Here is an 18,931-nt window from a genome sequence, read left to right as displayed (position 1 = left end):
CTCTCTGCACCGTTTATAGGTCCGCGCAGCCGTGACCGGCGCGCGGGCGCGGCGCCTCCCTCAAGGTGCCTTGGGCCCATGGTAGACGCGGGGCTGCCGCCTGCGTCCAGCTGCATACGTATTCATGCACCGACGCGGCAGTACGCCCGCCGGGCTGGCTTATGGTCCGGGTCTGCCAACGGCGCCTTGGGAGGGGAAATGCCGATGTCATCCAGTGTTGTACGTGCGGTGTTCGCGCGAATCATGGGCGTTGCGCTGCTGGGCCTGGCCGCGCTGGCGCAGGCCGCCCCGCAGATCACCAGCGTCCAATCGCCCGGCGGCGTGCTCAAGGTCAGCCTGGTGCTGGACGGCGGCACCGCCCGCTACCGGGTGGAGCGCTTCGGTGAAGCCGTAGTGGAGGATTCCAGGCTTGGCTTCGAACTGCGCGATGGCCGCCTGGACCGGGATTTCATCCTGCTCGGGCAGCAACGACGCAGCGTCGATGAGACGTGGGAACAGCCGTGGGGGGAACGCCGCCTCACCCGCAACCACTTCAACGAGCTGACCGTGCAGCTGGCCGAAACCACCGGCAGCAAGCGCCGGCTGGATGTGGTGTTCCGCGTCTACGACGACGGCCTGGGCTTCCGCTATGTGTTCCCTGAGCAACCGAACCTGCGCGAAGCGATCATCGATGACGAGCTGACCGAATTCGCCATCGCGGCAGACTCCACAGCATGGTGGATCCCCGCCGGCGAACCGATCCACTACGAGTATCTCTACCAGCGCACGCCGCTGCGCGAGATCCCGCTGGTGCACACGCCGATGACGCTGCGCAGCCGCGATGGCCTGCACGTTGCGATCCATGAGGCTGCGCTGGTGGACTACGCCGGCATGTGGCTGCGCCGTACCGACGGCCAGCGCCTGCGCGCGCAGCTCTCGCCCTCGGCCGAAGGGTGGAAGGTACGCCGTGCCCTGCCCTTCGTCACGCCCTGGCGCACGCTGCAGATCGCCGACCGCGCCGGCGGCCTGGTCGAGTCCGACCTGATTCTCAATCTCAACGAGCCCAATGCACTGGGCGATGTGAGCTGGGTGAAGCCGGCCAAGTACCTGGGCGTGTGGTGGTCGATGCACCTGGACAACGAAAGCTGGGCGACCGGACCGAAGCATGCGGCGACCACCGCCAAGACCAGGAGGGTGATCGATTTCGCCGCCGCGCACGGCTTCCGTGGCGTCCTGGTGGAGGGCTGGAATCCCGGCTGGGACGGCATGTGGGTGGGCAATGGCTACGACTTCGACTTCACTCGCGCCACGCCCGATTTCGACATTGAAGCGCTTTCGGCATATGGACGGAAGAAGGGCGTGCACCTGATCGGCCACCATGAAACCGGCTGTGCCATCGAACACTATGAGGCGCAGCTCGACGCCGCGCTGGACCTGTATGCGCGGCTGGGCGTGGACCAGTTCAAGACCGGCTACGTCTGCGACGACGGCCAGGTCGACCGTCGCAACCCGTCGGGTGGCCCGCTGTGGCGAGAGTGGCACGACGGCCAGTTCATGGCGCGCCACCACCTGCATGTCGTGCAGGAAGCCGCGCGCCGGCACCTGTCGGTGAATCCGCACGAGCCGATCAAGGACACCGGCCTGCGCCGCACCTATCCCAACTGGATCTCCCGCGAAGGCGCGCGCGGCATGGAGTACAACGCCTGGGGCCAGCCGCCGAACCCGCCCGAACACGAAGTCAATCTGGTGTTCACCCGGATGCTGGCCGGACCGATGGATTACACCCCCGGCATCCTCAGCCTGAAGGGCCGCCACGGCCAGGCCATCCCCAGTACCATGGCACGTCAGCTGGCGCTGTACGTGGTGCTGTACAGCCCGATCCAGATGGCCGCCGATCTGCCCGAACACTACCTGCAGCATCGGGAGGCGTTCCGCTTCATCGAAGACGTGGCGGTGGACTGGGAGCAGAGCCGCGTGCTCGATGGTGAAGTGGGCGACTACGTGACGATCGTGCGCCGCGACCGCAACAGCCGTGACTGGTTCCTGGGCAGCATCACCGACGAGCATGGCCGCGTGCTGCCGGTGTCGCTGGGCTTCCTGGAGCCGGGCGTGCGCTACCGCGCGGAAATCTATCGCGATGGCGACGGTGCGGACTACCGCAGCAATCCGTTCGCGTTCACGCGGCAGACGCGTGAAGTGACCAGCGCCGATGCACTGACCCTGATGCTGGCGCCGGGCGGCGGGCAGGCCATTCGGTTCACGCCATTGGAGTGATGAATGCCCCCGCGTGACGTTCGCCGGGCATGGCCCGGCGCTACCGTGGCGGGGATCTGAAAGCGATTACAACCCTGCAAACGTCATTGAATACGTATGCAGGGTGATTCCCGCGGAGAACCCGCTGCCTACCATAGCGGCGACGACAGCGGCCACCGCGTCGCACGTTCACGGCGTTGCCGGAACGACCTCGAAATGAACAACAACATTGCCTGGGAGGGGAAAATGTTGAACCACAAGCGCAGCGCGCTGAGCATCGCGCTGGCCGTTGTCCTGGCGCCGTCACTGGCGGCGGCACAGACCACGCAGAGCACCACCACGCCGGCCGGCACCGCCGCCACCAATCTGGATACGGTGCAGGTCACCGGTATCCGCCGCGGCATCGAGAACGCGATCGCGATCAAGCAGGACGCCACCTCGGTGGTGGAAGCGATCTCCGCCGAGGACATCGGCAAGCTGCCCGACGTCAGCATTGCCGAATCCATCTCGCGCCTGCCCGGCCTGGCCGCGCAGCGCGTCGCCGGGCGTGCACAGGTGATCAGCGTGCGCGGCCTGTCCCCGGACTTCGCCACCACCCTGCTCAACGGCCGTGAGGTCGTCAGCACCGGCGACAACCGTGGCGTCGAGTTCGACCAGTATCCATCCGAGCTGGTCAACGGCGTGACGGTGTACAAGACGCCCGATGCGGCACTGGTCGGCCAGGGCCTGTCGGGCACCATCGACATGCAGACCGCCCGTCCGCTCAGCTTCCCCGACCGGGTGATCGCCGTCAGCGGGCGCCTGCAGAAGAGCTCGCTCGGCGATGCGGCCAACGTCGATGAGTTCGGCAACCGCTTCAGCGCCAGCTACATCGACCAGTTCTTCGACAAGACCCTGGGCATCGCCATCGGTTACGCGCACAGCGACAACCCGATCCAGGAAAACCAGGTCGGCCTGTACGAGCCGTGGACCACCCAGTACACCACGGACGGAAAACGCCCCGGCGTTGCTGCAGGCACCTATTTCTCCGACGGCATCAAGGCGCTGCGCCGTACCGGCAACAACAAGCGCGATGGCGTGATGGCCACGATCCAGTTCCGGCCCAACAACAGCTGGAGCAGCACCTTCGATGCGTTCCACACCGAAGCCGAGCAGATCGACACCGCCAACCAGTTCGAACTGAACCTCAGCAACTACAACGGCAATTACCTGCCGGGCCTGCTGATCAGCAATCCGCAGATCAACGCCGATGGCACCTTCACCGGCGGTACCGCCAGCGGCGTGTACCCGCTGGTGCGCGGCATGTACAACAAGCGCAAGGACAAGATCGACGCGTTCGGCTGGAACAACGAATTCAACTTCGGCAGCGTCAAGCTGGTCGCCGACCTGAACTACTCCAAGGCCACGCGTGACGAGCTGAACCTGGAGAACAATCTGCAGCTCACGCCCATGCCGCAGCTGGATACGGTCGGCGTGCAGATCCGCCAGAACGGCTTCTCGCAGATCAGCCCGGGGCTGAACTACTCCAATCCCGATGCCCTGTTCCTGACCAACACCATCTATGGGTCCGGCTACGGCAAGGTGCCGAAGGTGGAAGATCGCCTGAAGGGCGGCAAGCTGGCGGCGACCATCGCCCTGCCCGAAGCGATGGCGTCGTGGGCACCGGACCTGGACATCGGCGTGAACTATGCCGATCGCCGCAAGGTCAAGACCCAGTCCGAGGGCAACATCCTGCTCGGTGCCCAGGGCGATGCCAACATCGCGGCGGACCTGCAGTACGACCCGGTGAACCTGGGCTTTGCCGGCCTCGGTACCATCCCGGCCTGGAACGTGCCGGCGGCGGTCGCCCGCTACATGACCTTCGATCCGGTCGACAACCTGGACTACCTGATTCCCAAGTCGTGGACGGTGCAGGAGAAGATCACCACCGCCTGGGCGCGCCTGAACATCAACACCGACATCGGCGTGGTCGGCGTGCGCGGCAACATCGGCGTGCAGATGCAGCGCACCGATCAGAGTTCGGACTCCCGCTACTGGGACGCGTCGCAGCCCGCCGGCAGCAACGTGCAGCCCTACTCCGACGGCCGCAAGTACAACGACTGGCTGCCGAGCCTGAATCTGGCCTTCATGTTCCCGCACGAACAGACCCTGCGCTTCGCGGCAGCCAAGCAGGTCGCGCGCCCACGCGTGGACCAGATGCGCGCCGGCCTGGAGTTCGGCGTGGATACCTCCACCGGCCGCCCCGGCGGCAGCGGCGGCAATCCGCGGCTGGACCCGTGGCGCGCCACCGCGCTGGATCTGTCCTATGAGAAGTACTTCGGCGAGAAGGCCTACGTCGCTGCGGCGATCTTCTACAAGGACCTGAAGAGCTACGTCTACACGCAGTCGGTGGACAACTACGACTTCAGCGGGCTGCTCGGCAACTACGTGCCGCCGCCGGGCATGGTGGTGCCCGTGCTGCCGACCGGCACCTTCTCCACGCCGGTGAACGGTGAGGGCGGTACCCTGCGCGGCCTCGAGCTGACCGGTTCGTTCCCGCTGGAGATGCTCACCGACAGCCTGCGCGGCTTCGGCGTGCAGGCCAGTGCCACGTTCAACGACAGCGACATCAAGATCCTCGACCCGGAAAGCGCCTCCAGCGTGGGTACCGATCCCATCAGCCTGCCGGGCCTGTCCAAGCGTGTGTACAACTTCACCGCGTACTTCGAGCGCAATGGTTTCGAGGCCCGCGTGAGCCAGCGCCGTCGTTCGGACTTCATCGGTGAGATCGGCAACTTCAACGGCAACCGCACCCTGCGTTATGTGGTGGGCGAGAACGTGACCGATGCGCAGATCAGCTACACCTTCAGCGACAGCAGCGCCCTGCGCGGGCTGACCCTGCTGCTGCAGGGAAGCAACCTGACCAACGAGCCGTACCGCACCTACGCCGGCACCAAGGATCGCCCGCTGGAATACATCGAGTGGGGCCGCACCTACGTGCTGGGTGTGAACTACAAGTTCTGACCCTCACCGGGCAATGCCGGCCCCAGGCCGGCAACCGCCCATCGAATGCCGGACGCTGCCCGGCAACCGCTCCATCGGTAGCGCCGGGCCATGCCCGGCGGCGAGGACCGCAGGCATGACCGGAAACCCGCTGCGCATCTGCAGCGGGTTTTCTTTTGGGCGCGACCCGCCAGCCACGGCACCGCCCATAAAAAAGGGACGGGGCGCTTCGGCCCCGTCCCCGCAAGTACCGCCACCGGAGAAATCGATCAGCTGCGTCGTGCGCAGAACACCGCACGCGGCGGCAGCTGGAGTTCGCCACCCTGCACCGTACCCGCATCCGGGCCCGGCACATCCATCTGCTGCCAACGGCCGGCCGGCAGCGGATGGGTCACCGCCTCGCCCGACAGGTTGAAGGCCAGCAGGAGGGTTTCATCTGCAAGCATACGCTCGAACAGCAGCACTGGCTCACTGCTGTCAAGGAACCGGATGCTGCCATGCTGCAGGACGGGCTGATGGCGACGCCAGCCCAGGAATGCCCGGAAGGCCGCCAGCACCGACTGCGGGTCAGCGTCCTGCACCGCGACGGCCGCTGCCCGGTGCCCGGCCGGAATCGGCAACCACGGCTGGCCGGTAGTGAAACCGGCCAGTGGCGCATCCGTCCACGGCATCGGAGTGCGGCAGCCATCGCGGCCCTTGAAGTTCGGCCAGAAGGTGATGCCGTAGGGATCCTGCAGCGCCTCGAACGGCACCTCGGCCTCGGCCAGGCCCAGTTCCTCGCCCTGATACAGGCAGACCGAGCCGCGCAGGCAACTCAGCAGCGCCACCAGCATGCGCGCCAGGCGCGGATCGGCCGGATGGCCGCCCCAGCGGGTGACCGCGCGCTCCACATCGTGATTGGACACCGCCCAGCACGGCCAGCCTTCAGTCATCGCGGCTTCCAGGCGCGAGACAGTCTCGCGGATGTAGGCCGCGCTGTAGTCGTCCACCAGCAGTTCAAAGCTGTAACCCATGTGCAGGCGGCCATCGCGGGTGTACTCGGCGGTGGTGGCCAGCGAATCCTCCGAGGAGATCTCGCCCAGGCTGACCGCACCGGGGTACTGGTCGAGCAGCGCGCGCAGCCGCTCCAGGAACGGCAGGTTCTCCGGCTGCGTGTTGTTGAAGTAGTGGTACTGGTATGCGTACGGGTTGTCCGGGCTGAAGCCGCGGCCAACGCGCTTGTCAGCGGGCTTGGCCGGGTTGTCGCGCAGCTGCGCGTCATGGAAGCAGAAGTTGATCGCATCCAGGCGGAAGCCATCCACGCCACGGTCCAGCCAGAATCGCACGTTGTCCAGCGTGGCCTGCTGCACCTGCGGGTTGTGGAAGTTCAGGTCCGGCTGGTCGACCAGGAAATTGTGCAGATAGTACTGTTCGCGGCGCGGTTCCCACTGCCAGGCGCAGCCGCCGAACAGCGACAGCCAGTTGTTGGGCGGCGTGCCGTCCTCGCGCGGGTCGGCCCAGACGTACCAGTCGGCCTTCGGATTGCTGCGATCCTGGCGGCTCTCGCGGAACCACGCGTGCTCGATCGAGGTATGGCTGAGGACCTGGTCGATCATCACCTTCAGTCCCAGGCCGTGGGCCTTGGCCAGCAGGCGGTCGAAGTCCTCCAGGCTGCCGAACAGCGGGTCGACGTCGCGGTAATCGGCGATGTCATAGCCGAAGTCGGCCATCGGCGACTTGAAGAACGGCGAGATCCAGATGGCATCCACACCCAGCGTGGCGATGTGGTCCAGGCGCTGGATGATCCCTGGCAGGTCACCGACCCCGTCGCCGTTGGCGTCAAGGAAACTGCGCGGATAGATCTGGTAGATGACGGCTCCGCGCCACCATGGATAGTGCGACATCGACAGCCCCCCTCCGGGCATGCGGGACCCGCCGGAAGCGGGCCGAAAACCAAGTCCCGCAAGCTTAGCGGTGCCTCCCCGGGGATGGCGCCACCTGCATACGTATTCACGCCAGGCAGTCACGGACGGCCGGGGCGATCAGGCCCGCAGGCCGGTTTGCGCCCGAATTCACGGGCAGCGCCTATAATCATCGACGAGCCTGAAAGCCTGATCGCATGACCATCACCGAAGACACCCGCCCCGCCCTGGGCCTGCCCCAGATCCAGTCGCTTGCTGCGGCCGACATGGCCGCCGTCGACGCCCTGATCCGGCGCCGGCTGTCCTCGGACGTCGTGCTGATCAACCAGATCGCGGACCACATCATTTCCGCCGGCGGCAAGCGCCTGCGGCCGATGCTGGTGATGCTGGCCGGTCATGCGGTCGGCCATGCCGGCCCCGAGCACCACCAGCTGGCGGCGATCATCGAGTTCATCCACACCTCCACCCTGCTGCACGATGACGTAGTGGACGAATCCAGCCTGCGGCGCGGCCGCAGCACCGCCAATGCCCTGTGGGGCAACGCACCGAGCGTGCTGGTGGGCGACTTCCTGTACTCGCGCAGTTTCCAGCTGATGGTCGAGCTGGACCGCATGCCGGTGATGCGGATCCTGGCCGACACCACCAATCGCATCGCCGAAGGCGAAGTGCTGCAGCTGCTGCACGTGCATAACCCGGATACCGACGAAGCGGCGTACCTGCGCGTGATCGAGCGCAAGACCGCCGTGCTGTTCGCTGCCGGCACCCGCCTGGGCGCGCTGGCCAGCGGCGTGGACGAAGCCACCCAGCAGGCGCTGTACGACTACGGCATGCATCTGGGCTACGCCTTCCAGATCGCCGATGACGTGCTGGATTACTCGGCCAACGCCGAGGAGCTGGGCAAGAATCTGGGCGACGACCTCGCCGAAGGCAAGGCAACGCTGCCGCTGATCCATGCCATGGCCCACTCCGACGACGCCACCCGCGAGCGCCTGCGCACCATCGTGCAGGAAGGCGATGCGTCGGCAATGCCGGAAGTGCTGACCGCGATCCACGCCACCGGCGGCCTGGACTACAGTCGTCGCCGGGCCGAGGAATACGCAGAGCGCGCCGAGCGTGCGCTCGACGGGCTGGGCGACAATGATGCCGTCGCCGCTCTGCGTGGACTGGCCCGCTACGCGGTGCAGCGCACGCATTGACCGCGCTCGCCGGGCATGGCCCGGCGCTACCTGATGCCGCTGCGCTCCCCCGGCATTGCCCCGCGCGACCGGATGCCCCCCCCCCCCCCCGGCCAGGCCCCGCCCAAACCGGGGGCCCAGGCCGCCCCCGGCCAAGCCCCGCCCCCCCCCCCCCCCCCCCCCCCCCCCCCCCCCCCCCCCCCCCCCCCCCCCCCCCCCGCCCCGGGGGGCCCCCGCCCCCCCCAACCCGGTGCCTCAGCGCTTCTCGAAGCGCTCCTCGAAGAACTCATCCAGTGCCTTCCACGCGCGCTTGGCTGCCCGCTCGTTGTACTGGCATCCCGGCGGATTGTTGGCATCACGCTCGGCAAAGCAATGCACGGCGCCGCTGTAGTTGGTGAATTCCCAGTCGACCTTGGCGGCATTCATCTCGTTCTGGAAGCTGGCGATGTCGGCCGCAGTCACGCTCCTGTCATCGGCACCATTGAGTACCAGCACCGAGGGATGCGCTCCACCGGCCTGCGCCGGCAGCGGCGAGCCCAGCCCACCATGCAGGCTGACCACGCCGGCCAGCGGCGCGCCCGCGCGGGCCAGCTCCAGAACGGTGGTACCGCCGAAGCAGAAGCCGACCGCACCGATGCGGCTGGCATCCAGCGGCACCTTGCCGGCCTGTGCCTTGAGCACATTCACCGCCTCCAGCGCACGCGCACGCAGCAGCGGCCGGTCGTTGCGCAACGCGGTGGCGACCGGCCCTGCCTCGGCATCGGTCTTCGGCCGCACACCCTTGCCATAGACATCGGCCACCAGCACCACGTAATCATCGCCGGCCAGCTGCTTGGCCTTCTCGACCGCCGATTCGTTCACACCCTTCCAGTTCGGCACCATCACCAGTCCGGGGCGCTTGTTACTGTCCCCGTCGCCATAGACCAGCACCCCGCTGAAGGTCGTGCCCTGGTGCGTCCACTCCACCGGCTGGGTCTTCATCGCCGCCCACGCCGGCAGCGCCGCCAGACCCAGGACCATCGCCACACCGCAACGCCATGCATTCATGCGCCTGCTCCAGAGAAAAGGAAACAGAGGGGTCGCCTGATGTCCCCCTCCCGTCCGCATTCTGCATTGGCGGCGTGACGCAGGTGTGGTTGGATACGCCCTGATTCCGCCCAGCCCCTGTTTGCGAATGAACCTTGTCGATCAATTCCTGTCCGGCCTGATGCCGCGCCTGCCCGCCGACGATGCTGCGCAATGGGCGCATGTCCAGGGCGCCAGCGCCGGAGACCTGCAACGCCTGCGTGCGCAGTGGCCGCAGGTACCTGACAGTCTGGTTGCGCTGCTGTCGCGCGTGGATGGCACGCATTTCCGCCGGTATCCCGAGGGCGAGGTCTGCGTGCTGATGCTCGGCTCGGACGTGGAAGGCGGCGGATACCCCTACTACCTGCGCTCGGTCGCACAGATCTTCGAGGATCAGCGGCACTGGGACGACAGCATCCGCTCGATCTATGAAGAGTGGCTGGATGACGAACCGGAGATTCTCGGCGACGGCATCGATGCCGATGTACCGATGAATCGCCGCCTGTGCTTCTCGCACTGCATGAACAACGGCGGCACCTCGATGCTGTACCTGGATTTCGACCCGGCACCGGGTGGCTCCGTCGGCCAGGTGGTGCGCTACCTGCACGACCCGGACAGCTATGCGGTCATCGCGCCCGGCTTCGATGCGTATCTGCAGCAGTTGATTGACGGCGACTACGCGTTCATCGAGGAAGCGTAGATCCACGCCTGCGTGGATGAATTTGCCGGTGGGTTGCCGGCCGGGATCCCGCCGGGGTCAGAGCCCTTTCCTGCGGAAAGGGATCCGCCCCCCCTCAGGCGATGCCCAGGCCCGGAATCGCGCTGATGCTGTCCGGATCGAATCCGGCCAGCTCGGCGAAGTGACGTCCGCGCGCAACGTAATCGCGGTAGGCCCCAAAACTTGGTGCGCCCGGCGACAACAGCACCACCCCGCCCTGCTGGCCCAGCGCAGCGCGTGCCAGCGCCATGGCCTCCGGCAGGTCGACGGCCGCATGCAGCCCGAATCGACCTGCATCGGCCAGCGGCTGCAGCATCGCGTGGATGCGCGGGCCGTTGCTGCCCATGGTCACGATCTCCACCGGCGGCACATCGTGCGCCATGTGCTGCATGAAATCGGTCCAGTCCAGGCCGCGGTCATGCCCGCCCACCAGCAGCGCGATGCGCTGGCCGCTGAAGCACTCCAGCGCCGCCAGACTGGCGTGCGGCGTGGTGCTGATCGAATCGTTGATGTAGGTCAGCCCATCGGCCACGCCGATGCGCTGCAGCCGGTTGGGCAGCGGACGGAAATCCTGCACGGCCGGCGCCAGCGCCGCCGCGTCCAGGCCCAGCGCTTCCAGCGCGGCCAGCACCGCACACAGGTTGCCGCGGTTGTGGCGGCCCGGCAGCGGCGTATTGCGTGTATCGAACACCGCCTGTTCGCCACGATGCACGATGTCGCCACGCATGTGCCAACCCTGCGGCTGGTTGAACCAGACCACCTGGCTGTGCGGCAGCGTCAGTTCCGCCAGATGCGGATCGGCGGCATTGAGCACGGCGATGCACGGAGCGGCATCGGTGACCAGCTGCAGCTTGTCCTCGATATAGCGCTGTTCGCTGCCATGCCAGTCCAGATGTTCGGGGAACAGGTTCAGCACCACCGCCACCTGCGGTCGCGCGCCACTGCGCGCCACTTCGCCGGTCTGGTAGCTGGACAGTTCCACCGCCCAATACTCAGGCGCCGGCTGCGGGTCCAGCACTTCCAGCAGCGGCAGGCCGATGTTGCCGACCAGGCCGGTGCGATGACCGGCCGCACGCAGCAGGTGCGCGACCAGCGCGCTGGTGGTGCTTTTGCCCTTGGTACCGGTCACGCATACGGTGTCATGGACGATGCCGTCGTCAGCGGCATGCTCGGCGAACCAGAGCGCGGTGCCCCCGATGAAACGCGTGCCCCGTGCCGCCGCGGCCACCGCGATCGGCTGGTAGGGACTGATGCCGGGTGACTTGATCACCACGTCAAACGCGGCCAGCGCCTCGGCCGAAGGCTCGCCACGCACCTCCAGTGACCCCTGCGTTTCCGCGCGCGCCGCATCGGCTTCGGCGGCCGGACAGAACAGGCTCAGCGGCAACGTCGGCAGGCGTGCACGCAGCACCGCGAATGCGGCACGGCCCTCACGCCCCCAGCCCCACAGCGCGACGCGCTTTCCTTCAAGCTGAGAAATCTTCACGCACCCGTTCCCACAGCGCAGCCGGAATGCGGTGCTCGCCCTGCAGCTGCAGCATCGGCGCCAGCTCCAGTTCGGCCGCGTCGAGCTGCGGCTGGATCTCGTTGCAGAAGCGCTTCACCAGCGCATCTTCCTTCCACTCCGGTCGCTGCGCCAGGGTCGCCATTGCTGCACGCGATTCACGACCTTCGCCCACGCACTCGAACGGCTTGTGATCCTGGAACTCCAGCAGCGCGTCGAAGCCACCGGCCTGCTCGACATCGTCCAGCAGATTGCGACCGAAGATGCGCACGAGGCGGGTCTTGGGCATGAACGGCGCCAGCGCCAGAAACACGAAATGGCACTTCGGGCAGACGCCGCACCAGCGGTTCACGGGGCGCTCGCCGAGGATATGGAAGTTGCGGTTGCAGCTGGAGAAATGCGCGTCGTAGAAGTCGCTCTTGGCAAACTGGCGGGCCACCGCCAGTTCCGACATCGGTCGCAGCAGCGAGTAGTACTGCAGGTCTGCGGCCACGTGCGCCTGCACATGGCTGCCGAAGGCCTGCTCGAACGCCCAGCCCTTGGACCACTGGTGGTTCACCTCGCCGGTGCCCGGAATCTGGCTGCCGTAGCTGGCCGAGCGTTCGTTGGAGAACACCACCTGGTCCACGCCCTGCAGCAGGGCTGCCAGCACCATGATCGCCGAGTTCACCGCGGTCACCGGGATATGGCCGTTCCACGCCCCTTGGCGGTTGAGCTCGAACAGCTCCGGCGCCAGCGCGCGGCCCAGGTTCAGCGTCGGCAGGCCGGTGCGTTCGGCGCAGGCACGGATCAGCTGCGAACCGCCGATCCAGGTGACCGTCTCGTCCACACCCGCCCGTCGCAGCGCTTCGATGCTGACCAGCGAATCCTTGCCGCCACCGATGGCGACCAGCGCATGCGGCTGCAGGCCCACCTCCGGTGCCCGCACCGGCTCGCCCTGCACCGGCAGGCGGAAGCGGCCACGCAGGTTGAGGCCGTTGCGGTAGGCGAACTCGCCCAGGCCGTTGAGGTAGATCGCTTCCACCAGCGCCGCGGTATCGGCATCGATGGCGTAGCTGTCGATGCTGACGATCTCCGGCACGCCGGCCTTGTAGTAGCTGACGCCGGCGATCAGGTGCAGCAGCTGCAGCGCTCGCTGCACGGCAGCGGCGCGCGCCGGGTCGAGGACGAACGGGGCGCCGGGAACGGTGATGGTTTCCACCATCTCGGGGCCATCATCGAAGGCATAGACCAGCCGTGCCACGCCGCTGTCCGCGGCAAATTCGCAGCGGACGAAGCGGAAACGGGAGACCTGGTGTTTGTCGAAAGCAGTCATGGTGTATCCGGTCAGGCACGGACCCGCGCGGTTGCGCGGGGCGTGTCGGTGGGCGGGTGCAGCGCGCGCAGGGCGATCACTCGATCACATCCTCGCGCGGCAGCGCCCGCTGGTTGTAGGTGTTGGACATCACGTAGCCATAGGCGCCAGCGTCAGCAATCAGCATCACGTCGTCCGGCGCGGTGGACACCGGCAGCTTGCGCCGCTTGCCGAACACATCGCTGGACTCGCAGATCGGGCCGACGACATCGAATGCCGCCTCGGCGTACCCGCCCTGGCGGCTGAGGTTCTCGATGTCGTGCCAGGCGTCGTACAGGGCCGGACGCATCAGCGTATTCATGCCGGCATCCAGGCCGACGCGGCGCACGCCGTCCTTCTCCACCACCTGGGTGGCATGGGTCAGCAGCACGCCGGACTCGGCCACCAGGTAGCGCCCCGGCTCGATGGCCAGGCGGAATGCGGGGTGCAGCGCCTTGACCTCGGCCAGGCCGGCAGCCCACGCGTCCAGATCGAAGGGCTCGTCCTCGTCGCTGTACGGAATCGGCAGGCCACCGCCGATGTCGATCGTCTGCACGCTGCCGATGCGGCGGGCGAAGCCTGCCAGCTCATCGCACATCAGGCGCCAATGCTGCGGGGTTTCCACGCCGCTGCCCAGGTGGGCGTGCAGGCCGACCACCCGGCTGCCCAGTTCGGTGGCGGCACGGACGAACTCATCGACACGGGCGATCGGCAGGCCGAACTTGGACTCCTTGCCGCCGGTGCGGACCTTGGCGTGGTGGCCTTCGCCGCGCCCCAGGTCCACGCGCAACCACAGCTCGCGGTTGCGGAACAGGTCCGGCCAGCGCTGCAGGGCTTCGACGTTGTCGACGGTGACGGTCACGCCCAGTGCGAACGCGGCCTCGTACTCACTGCGCGGGCAGAAGCTGGGGGTGAACAGCACACGCCTGGGCGAAAGTTCCGGCAGGTGCTGGAACACATGCTTCAGCTCGCCATGCGAAACGCACTCCAGGCCGAAACCCTCCGACTCCAGCAACTGCAGGATGGCCGGGTGGCTGTTGGCCTTGATCGCGTAGTAACGCTGGTCGATCGGCTTGATCGCAGCCAGCGCGCGGGCACGCGCCCGCACGGTCGGCAGGTGATAGACGTAGCGCGGGGTTCCCGCGTCGGCCAGCTGCAGCAGGTGTGCCCGCTGGCCGCGCCACCAGGGCGTGCCGCGCGGGCGAACCGTGCCGGCGATCTCGCGCCAGCGCGGGCCGAACACCTCGGTTTCCTCCACCGGCATGGCGCCGCTGTCGATCAGTTCCGCATGCAGGATCGGCAGCAGGCCATCGGCATCGGCCTCATCGATGACGAAGGTCAGGTTCAGGTCGTTGGACGACTGCGAGATCATGTGCACGCGCTCACGGCCGAACGTGGCCCACACATCCGACAGCTTGTGCAGCAGCGAGCGCATGCCCAGCCCGACCAGGGTGATTGCCGCACAGGGCACGATCACCTTGACCTTGCACACCTGCGACAGGTCGGCCGACAGCGCGGCCAGCACATCGGTGTTGACCAGGTTCTCCGACGGATCCAGCGACACGGTGACATTGGTTTCGGCCGAACCGATCAGATCCACCGACAGGCCGTGCTTCTTGAACAGGGCGAACACATCGGCCAGGAAGCCGACCTGCTGCCACATGCCGATGCCTTCCATCGACACCAGCACGATGCCGTTGCGACGACTGATCGCCTTCACGCCCGGTACCGGCGCGGCATTGCCGTCGATGCTGGTACCCGGAAGCTCGGGGCGCTCGGTGTCGAGGATCGCCATCGGTACACCGGCATCGCGGCACGGCTTGATCGAGCGCGGATGCAGCACCTTGGCACCCGTGGTGGCGATTTCCTGCGCCTCGTAGTAATCCAGGCGGGTCAACAGGCGCGCGTCCGGCACATCCTTGGGATTGGCGCTGAACATGCCCGGCACGTCGGTCCAGATTTCCACCCGGCTGGCACCGAGCAGCGCACCGAAGTACGCCGCCGAGGTGTCCGAACCGCCACGGCCGAGGATGGCAGTGCCACCGTCCGCGTGCCGCGAAATGAAGCCCTGGGTGATCAGAAGGCGGGTCGGCTGCGCACGGAAGCGCTGCGCCCAGTCCGCGTCCGAGCGCCACTGGCAGTTCACCGACAGGCGTTGCGACCAGTCGCTCTGGTTCGGCTGCGGCGGCAGTGCATCCAGCCAGTGCCGGGCATCCATCCAGCCCATGTCCAGCCCGGACGCGCGCAGGTATGCCGCGCCCACGGTCGAGGACAGCAGTTCACCCTGGCCCAGCACGTCGGCCTGCCAGTCCAGCGGCCGGGTGGCCGCGCGCGGATCGTCCAGCAGGCCCTGCAGGGCGGCCAGACGCTCGGCCAGCACTTCGCGGCCTAGGCCCAGCTCGACCAGGAATGCCTCGTGGCGTTCGACCAGCGCGGCGACGCGATCACGGCTGTCCGCCGCACCGTCGGCGATCGCGGTCAGCTCATTGGTCACCCCGGACAGCGCCGAAACCACCACCAGCACGCGCGAGCCGGTTTCTTCCGCGCGTTTTTTCGCCAGCTTCCCGATCGTGTCCCAGCGATGGCGACGCGACACCGAGGTGCCGCCGAACTTCAGTACGATCCAACGATCGACAAGGGGGGAAGCTGACATGGATTGGCTATGTGTATTGTGGGGAAGCCGCCCCTGGGGGCGGAACCTTCGATTCTAAGCCCAATATCCCCGCCATGACCGCCTATCGTTACCTGCAGCTCGATGTCTTTGCTCCCCGTCCCGGCACGGGCAACCCACTGGGTGTCGTATTTGACGCGGACGGGCTTTCCAGCGACCGCATGCAGGCGCTGGCCGCCTGGCTGAACCTGTCCGAGACAGTGTTCTTCGTCCGCCCCACCGCGGCCGGTGCCGACTACCACGTACGCATTTTCACCCCGGGCAGCGAGCTGCCGTTCGCCGGCCACCCCAGTGTCGGTGCCGCCTGGGCAGCGGTGACCAGCGGCCTGGCCGTGCCGCGCGACGGTGCCCTGGTTCAGCAGTGCGCCGCCGGGCTGTTGCCGGTGCGCGTGTCCGGCCCGGCTGCCGCACCGACGATCCAGCTCGCCAGCCCCGCAGCACGGCACCTGGATACCGCTCCCGGGGCGGTGCCGGAAGCGCTGCTGGCCCAGGCCGCCGAGGGCCATGTGGCCCAGTTGTGGGACAACGGTCCGCGATGGTGGCTGCTGCCCCTGCGTGATGCCGCCAGCGTGCGCTCCCTGGCGCCGGACATGGCCGCCGTGCGCGACTGGACCAATGCCACCGGCGCCACCGGCGTGGCCGTGTTCGCACTGGAACAGGCTGCCGCTCACGCGCTCGTGGTGCGCGCTTTCTGCCCCGGCGATGCGGTGAACGTTCCTGAGGATCCGGTGACCGGCAGTGCCAATGCGCTGATTGGCGCCTGGCTGCGGCAACGCAGCGCGCTGCCGGGCACGGACGCCGGCTACGTGGCCAGCCAGGGCCGCGAAGTGGGCCGCGATGGTGAGGTCCAGGTCCAGGTCGATGCGCAGGGCACGGTGTGGATCGGCGGCCAGGTGCAGCCGGTGATCGATGGGCAGATTCACTGGTAGCCCCCCGCGCTACCCTATGCCGCCTTGCCGGTAGCGCCGGGCCATGCCCGGCGACTCGCCGCGCTGCGCGCTCGCGGAGCATGGCCCCGCGCCACCGTCCCATTGTTTCCTGGAGTTGTCACTGATGTCCGCACGCCGTTTCCTGCAACTGGATGTGTTCTCCCCCCGCGCCGGTGCCGGCAATCCGCTGGCCGTGGTGCTGGATGCCGACGGACTCGACGACGACACCATGCAGGCCATCGCCCGCTGGACGCGGTTGCCCGAGACGACCTTCGTGTTCCCGCCGCAGACGGAGGGAACCAGCTATCGCCTGCGCATGTTCAGTCCGCAGAAGGAAGTCCCGTTTGCCGGCCACCCCAGCGTAGGCACCGCGCATGCCGTGCTGCAGGCGGGCCTGGCGGAGGCGGTGGATGGCCTGCTGGTGCAGGACGGGATTGCCGGTGCGCTGCCGCTGCGCGTCAGCGGCGAAGGCGCGCAGCAGCGCATTGCCATCCGCACCCCGCGCGCGCAGCTGGCCGAAACCGCGCGGGCGGACGATCCGCGCCTGCAGGCGGCCCTGAAGGGCTGGCCACTGGGTCGGTTGCCGCCAGCACGCATGCAGGGCGGGCGCAGCTGGTGGGTGGTCCAGGTTGCCGATGAATCGGCCCTGCGCGCGCTGCGCCCGGACTGGGACGCGGTGGCTGCGCTGGCCGAATCCACCGACAGCATGGGCGTGTTCGCCTATGCATTCGCCGACGGCAACGAAGGCTTCGATCTGGCCGTGCGCGCGTTCGTCGGCAACGGGCGCCGCTTCGAGGATGCCGCCTCCGGCGCCGCCAACGCCGTGCTGGCGGCATGGCTGGACCTGCGCGGCGCCCTGCCGCGGGGCCGCGAGGCATTCGACGTCAGCCAGGGCCGGGAGGTCGGGCATGACGCACGCCTGACCCTGCGCGTGGACGAGGCCGGCGAGGTCTGGTCCGGCGGTCAGGTGCAGACGGTGATCGCCGGCACCCTTGATTGGTGATGGGTGGTTGCCCTGGGACGCCGGGCATGGCCCGGCGCTACCGACCTCAGCCCAGCTCGGCCTCCAGGCTGATGGGCACCGCGCTCAGTGCCTTGGACACCGGGCAGTTCTGCTTGGCATCGTCGGCGATGGCACGGAACTGCGTCGCATCGATCCCGGGCACCACGGCCTTCACTTTCAGCCGGATCTGCGAAAGCTGTGGGCCACCTTCCATCGACAGATCCACCTTCGCCTCGGTATCCAGCGACGTCGGAGTGAAACCGGCCTCGCCGAGCTTGGCCGACAGCGCCATGGTGAAACAGCCGGCATGCGCGGCGGCGATCAGCTCTTCCGGGTTGGTGCCCTTCTCCTCGCCGAAACGGCTGTTGAACCCATAGCGGGTCTTGTCCAGCAGGCCACTCTGCGGCGTGCTCAACTGTCCCTTGCCGGACTTCAGATCGCCTTCCCAGTGCGCGGTGGCGTGTCGCGAGATTCCCATTTGCTGCTCCTGTGTGGCGGTGATGAACGGTCACCCTCGCATGGCGCGCGTTATGCCTGCGTCGCTCTGCCGCATTGCAGCGCGACCGGCACGCGTGCTCCGGCTCCATCGCGCCACCTCCGCGCCATGCCGTTTTCCCCTTGTTTTCAGCGGTTTCGCACTTCCAGCCGGCGCAAGGGTCGGCGCTTTTCTGCCCCTCCGGGTGCCCCTGCCCCCTACCGCCGGCCATGTACTGAATCGGCCTGGATATGAAAAAACATGCACTTTCCGCGCTCCGGGCTATTGGCGGCGCCCGAGAGTTGCCCTACATTGCGCTTGCCGACGGGGTTCGGCGCCGACCAAACAACCAACCGTTCACGGAACAGGAAACCATGGCAAAGACCGCTAAGAAGGCTGCCCCGAAGAAGGCAGTGAAGAAAGTCGCGACGAAGGCTGCCGCCAAGCCGGCCGCTCCGAAGCCGATCAAGGAAGTGCTGACCAAGTCCGGCCTGGTTGCACACATCGCTGAAGCCTCCGGCGTTGTCGCCAAGGACGTGCGCGCTGTGCTGGCCTCGCTGGAAGGCGCTGTCGCCTCTTCGGTGCACAAGAAGGGCGCTGGCTCCTTCACCCTGCCGGGCCTGCTGAAGATCACCACCGTCAATGTGCCGGCCAAGCCGAAGCGCAAGGGCATCAACCCGTTCACCAAGGAAGAGCAGTGGTTCGCCGCCAAGCCGGCCACCACCAAGCTGAAGGTTCGTCCGCTCAAGAAGCTGAAGGACGCCGCGCTGTAAGCGCGCGCCATTCGGCGGATGCATGACGGGACGGCCCAGGCCGTCCCGTTTTTTTTGGCGCCCTCGGCGGTTCCGCGCAGGCAGCGACCATCTTCCGGGCACGGCGCCGGGCATCGCAACACAGCGTTGCCCCAGCAGCGCAATCGGCCTCCCAGGCCCGCCACCAAAGG

General features: G+C 67.5%; 13 protein-coding genes. 7 read left to right on the top strand and 6 right to left on the bottom strand.

Annotated elements, in window-relative coordinates; translation table 11 throughout:
• Positions 1–198: 198 nt before the first annotated feature.
• Together ACVOME_RS02160 and ACVOME_RS02155 are read left to right on the top strand one after the other, a co-directional pair.
• Positions 199–2,253, top strand: a complete 2,055-nt coding sequence (locus ACVOME_RS02160) for a glycoside hydrolase family 97 protein (RefSeq protein WP_481504669.1) — start codon at positions 199–201, stop codon at positions 2,251–2,253.
• Positions 2,254–2,478: 225 nt separating this feature from the next.
• The gene (locus ACVOME_RS02155; RefSeq protein ID WP_065174735.1) at positions 2,479–5,235 is read left to right on the top strand and encodes a TonB-dependent receptor; all 2,757 of its coding nucleotides are present in this window, start codon (positions 2,479–2,481) and stop codon (positions 5,233–5,235) included.
• Between the two features lie 248 nt (positions 5,236–5,483).
• Here the strand turns inward: ACVOME_RS02155 and ACVOME_RS02150 are convergent, their stop codons facing one another.
• Positions 5,484–7,097, bottom strand: a complete 1,614-nt coding sequence (locus ACVOME_RS02150) for an alpha-glucosidase family protein (protein ID WP_065174564.1) — start codon at positions 7,095–7,097, stop codon at positions 5,484–5,486.
• Positions 7,098–7,312: 215 nt separating this feature from the next.
• Between ACVOME_RS02150 and ACVOME_RS02145 the strand changes: the two genes are divergently transcribed.
• Positions 7,313–8,311: a polyprenyl synthetase family protein gene (locus ACVOME_RS02145; RefSeq protein WP_065182404.1), complete on the top strand. Its 999-nt coding sequence runs from the start codon at positions 7,313–7,315 to the stop codon at positions 8,309–8,311.
• 234 nt (positions 8,312–8,545) lie between these two features.
• On the opposite strand, the gene ACVOME_RS02140 is transcribed toward ACVOME_RS02145, so the two are convergent.
• Positions 8,546–9,337 (bottom strand): dienelactone hydrolase family protein, encoded by a 792-nt coding sequence (locus ACVOME_RS02140; RefSeq protein WP_461290031.1) that lies wholly within the window; start codon positions 9,335–9,337, stop codon positions 8,546–8,548.
• Positions 9,338–9,464: 127 nt separating this feature from the next.
• Between ACVOME_RS02140 and ACVOME_RS02135 the strand changes: the two genes are divergently transcribed.
• Complete coding sequence (locus ACVOME_RS02135) at positions 9,465–10,055, top strand: SMI1/KNR4 family protein (protein ID WP_461290030.1); 591 nt, start codon at positions 9,465–9,467, stop codon at positions 10,053–10,055.
• 94 nt (positions 10,056–10,149) lie between these two features.
• Here ACVOME_RS02135 and murD read toward each other — a convergent pair whose 3' ends face one another.
• The 3 genes from murD to ACVOME_RS02120 all read right to left on the bottom strand — a co-directional run bounded on the left by murD (position 10,150) and on the right by ACVOME_RS02120 (position 15,563).
• Positions 10,150–11,559 (bottom strand): UDP-N-acetylmuramoyl-L-alanine--D-glutamate ligase, encoded by a 1,410-nt coding sequence (murD, locus tag ACVOME_RS02130; protein ID WP_111186012.1) that lies wholly within the window; start codon positions 11,557–11,559, stop codon positions 10,150–10,152.
• On the bottom strand, positions 11,540–12,892 hold the full coding sequence (murL, locus tag ACVOME_RS02125; protein WP_481504668.1) for a UDP-N-acetyl-alpha-D-muramoyl-L-alanyl-L-glutamate epimerase: 1,353 nt from the start codon (positions 12,890–12,892) through the stop codon (positions 11,540–11,542). The genes murD and murL overlap by 20 nt, the downstream gene beginning before the upstream one ends.
• 76 nt (positions 12,893–12,968) lie before the next feature.
• Positions 12,969–15,563 carry a bifunctional aspartate kinase/diaminopimelate decarboxylase gene (locus ACVOME_RS02120; protein ID WP_053516666.1) on the bottom strand — a complete coding sequence of 865 codons (2,595 nt, stop codon included), beginning with the start codon at positions 15,561–15,563 and terminating at the stop codon, positions 12,969–12,971.
• A gap of 74 nt (positions 15,564–15,637) precedes the next feature.
• Between ACVOME_RS02120 and ACVOME_RS02115 the strand changes: the two genes are divergently transcribed.
• Both ACVOME_RS02115 and ACVOME_RS02110 read left to right on the top strand, forming a co-directional pair.
• Entirely contained in the window at positions 15,638–16,510 is an 873-nt protein-coding gene (locus ACVOME_RS02115) for a PhzF family phenazine biosynthesis protein (protein WP_322522857.1), read from the top strand.
• A gap of 124 nt (positions 16,511–16,634) precedes the next feature.
• Positions 16,635–17,513 (top strand): PhzF family phenazine biosynthesis protein, encoded by an 879-nt coding sequence (locus ACVOME_RS02110; RefSeq protein WP_481504667.1) that lies wholly within the window; start codon positions 16,635–16,637, stop codon positions 17,511–17,513.
• A 46-nt stretch (positions 17,514–17,559) separates the two neighbouring features.
• Here the strand turns inward: ACVOME_RS02110 and ACVOME_RS02105 are convergent, their stop codons facing one another.
• Positions 17,560–17,991 (bottom strand): OsmC family protein, encoded by a 432-nt coding sequence (locus ACVOME_RS02105; protein WP_053516662.1) that lies wholly within the window; start codon positions 17,989–17,991, stop codon positions 17,560–17,562.
• A 371-nt stretch (positions 17,992–18,362) separates the two neighbouring features.
• Between ACVOME_RS02105 and ACVOME_RS02100 the strand changes: the two genes are divergently transcribed.
• Positions 18,363–18,761 (top strand): HU family DNA-binding protein, encoded by a 399-nt coding sequence (locus ACVOME_RS02100; RefSeq protein WP_053516661.1) that lies wholly within the window; start codon positions 18,363–18,365, stop codon positions 18,759–18,761.
• The last annotated feature ends 170 nt before the right edge of the window (positions 18,762–18,931 follow it).

The sequence above is a fragment of the Stenotrophomonas sp. STEN008 genome (assembly GCF_056760435.1).
Note: the sequence above shows the minus strand (reverse complement) of the source record. Positions and strands in the feature narration are given on the sequence as shown.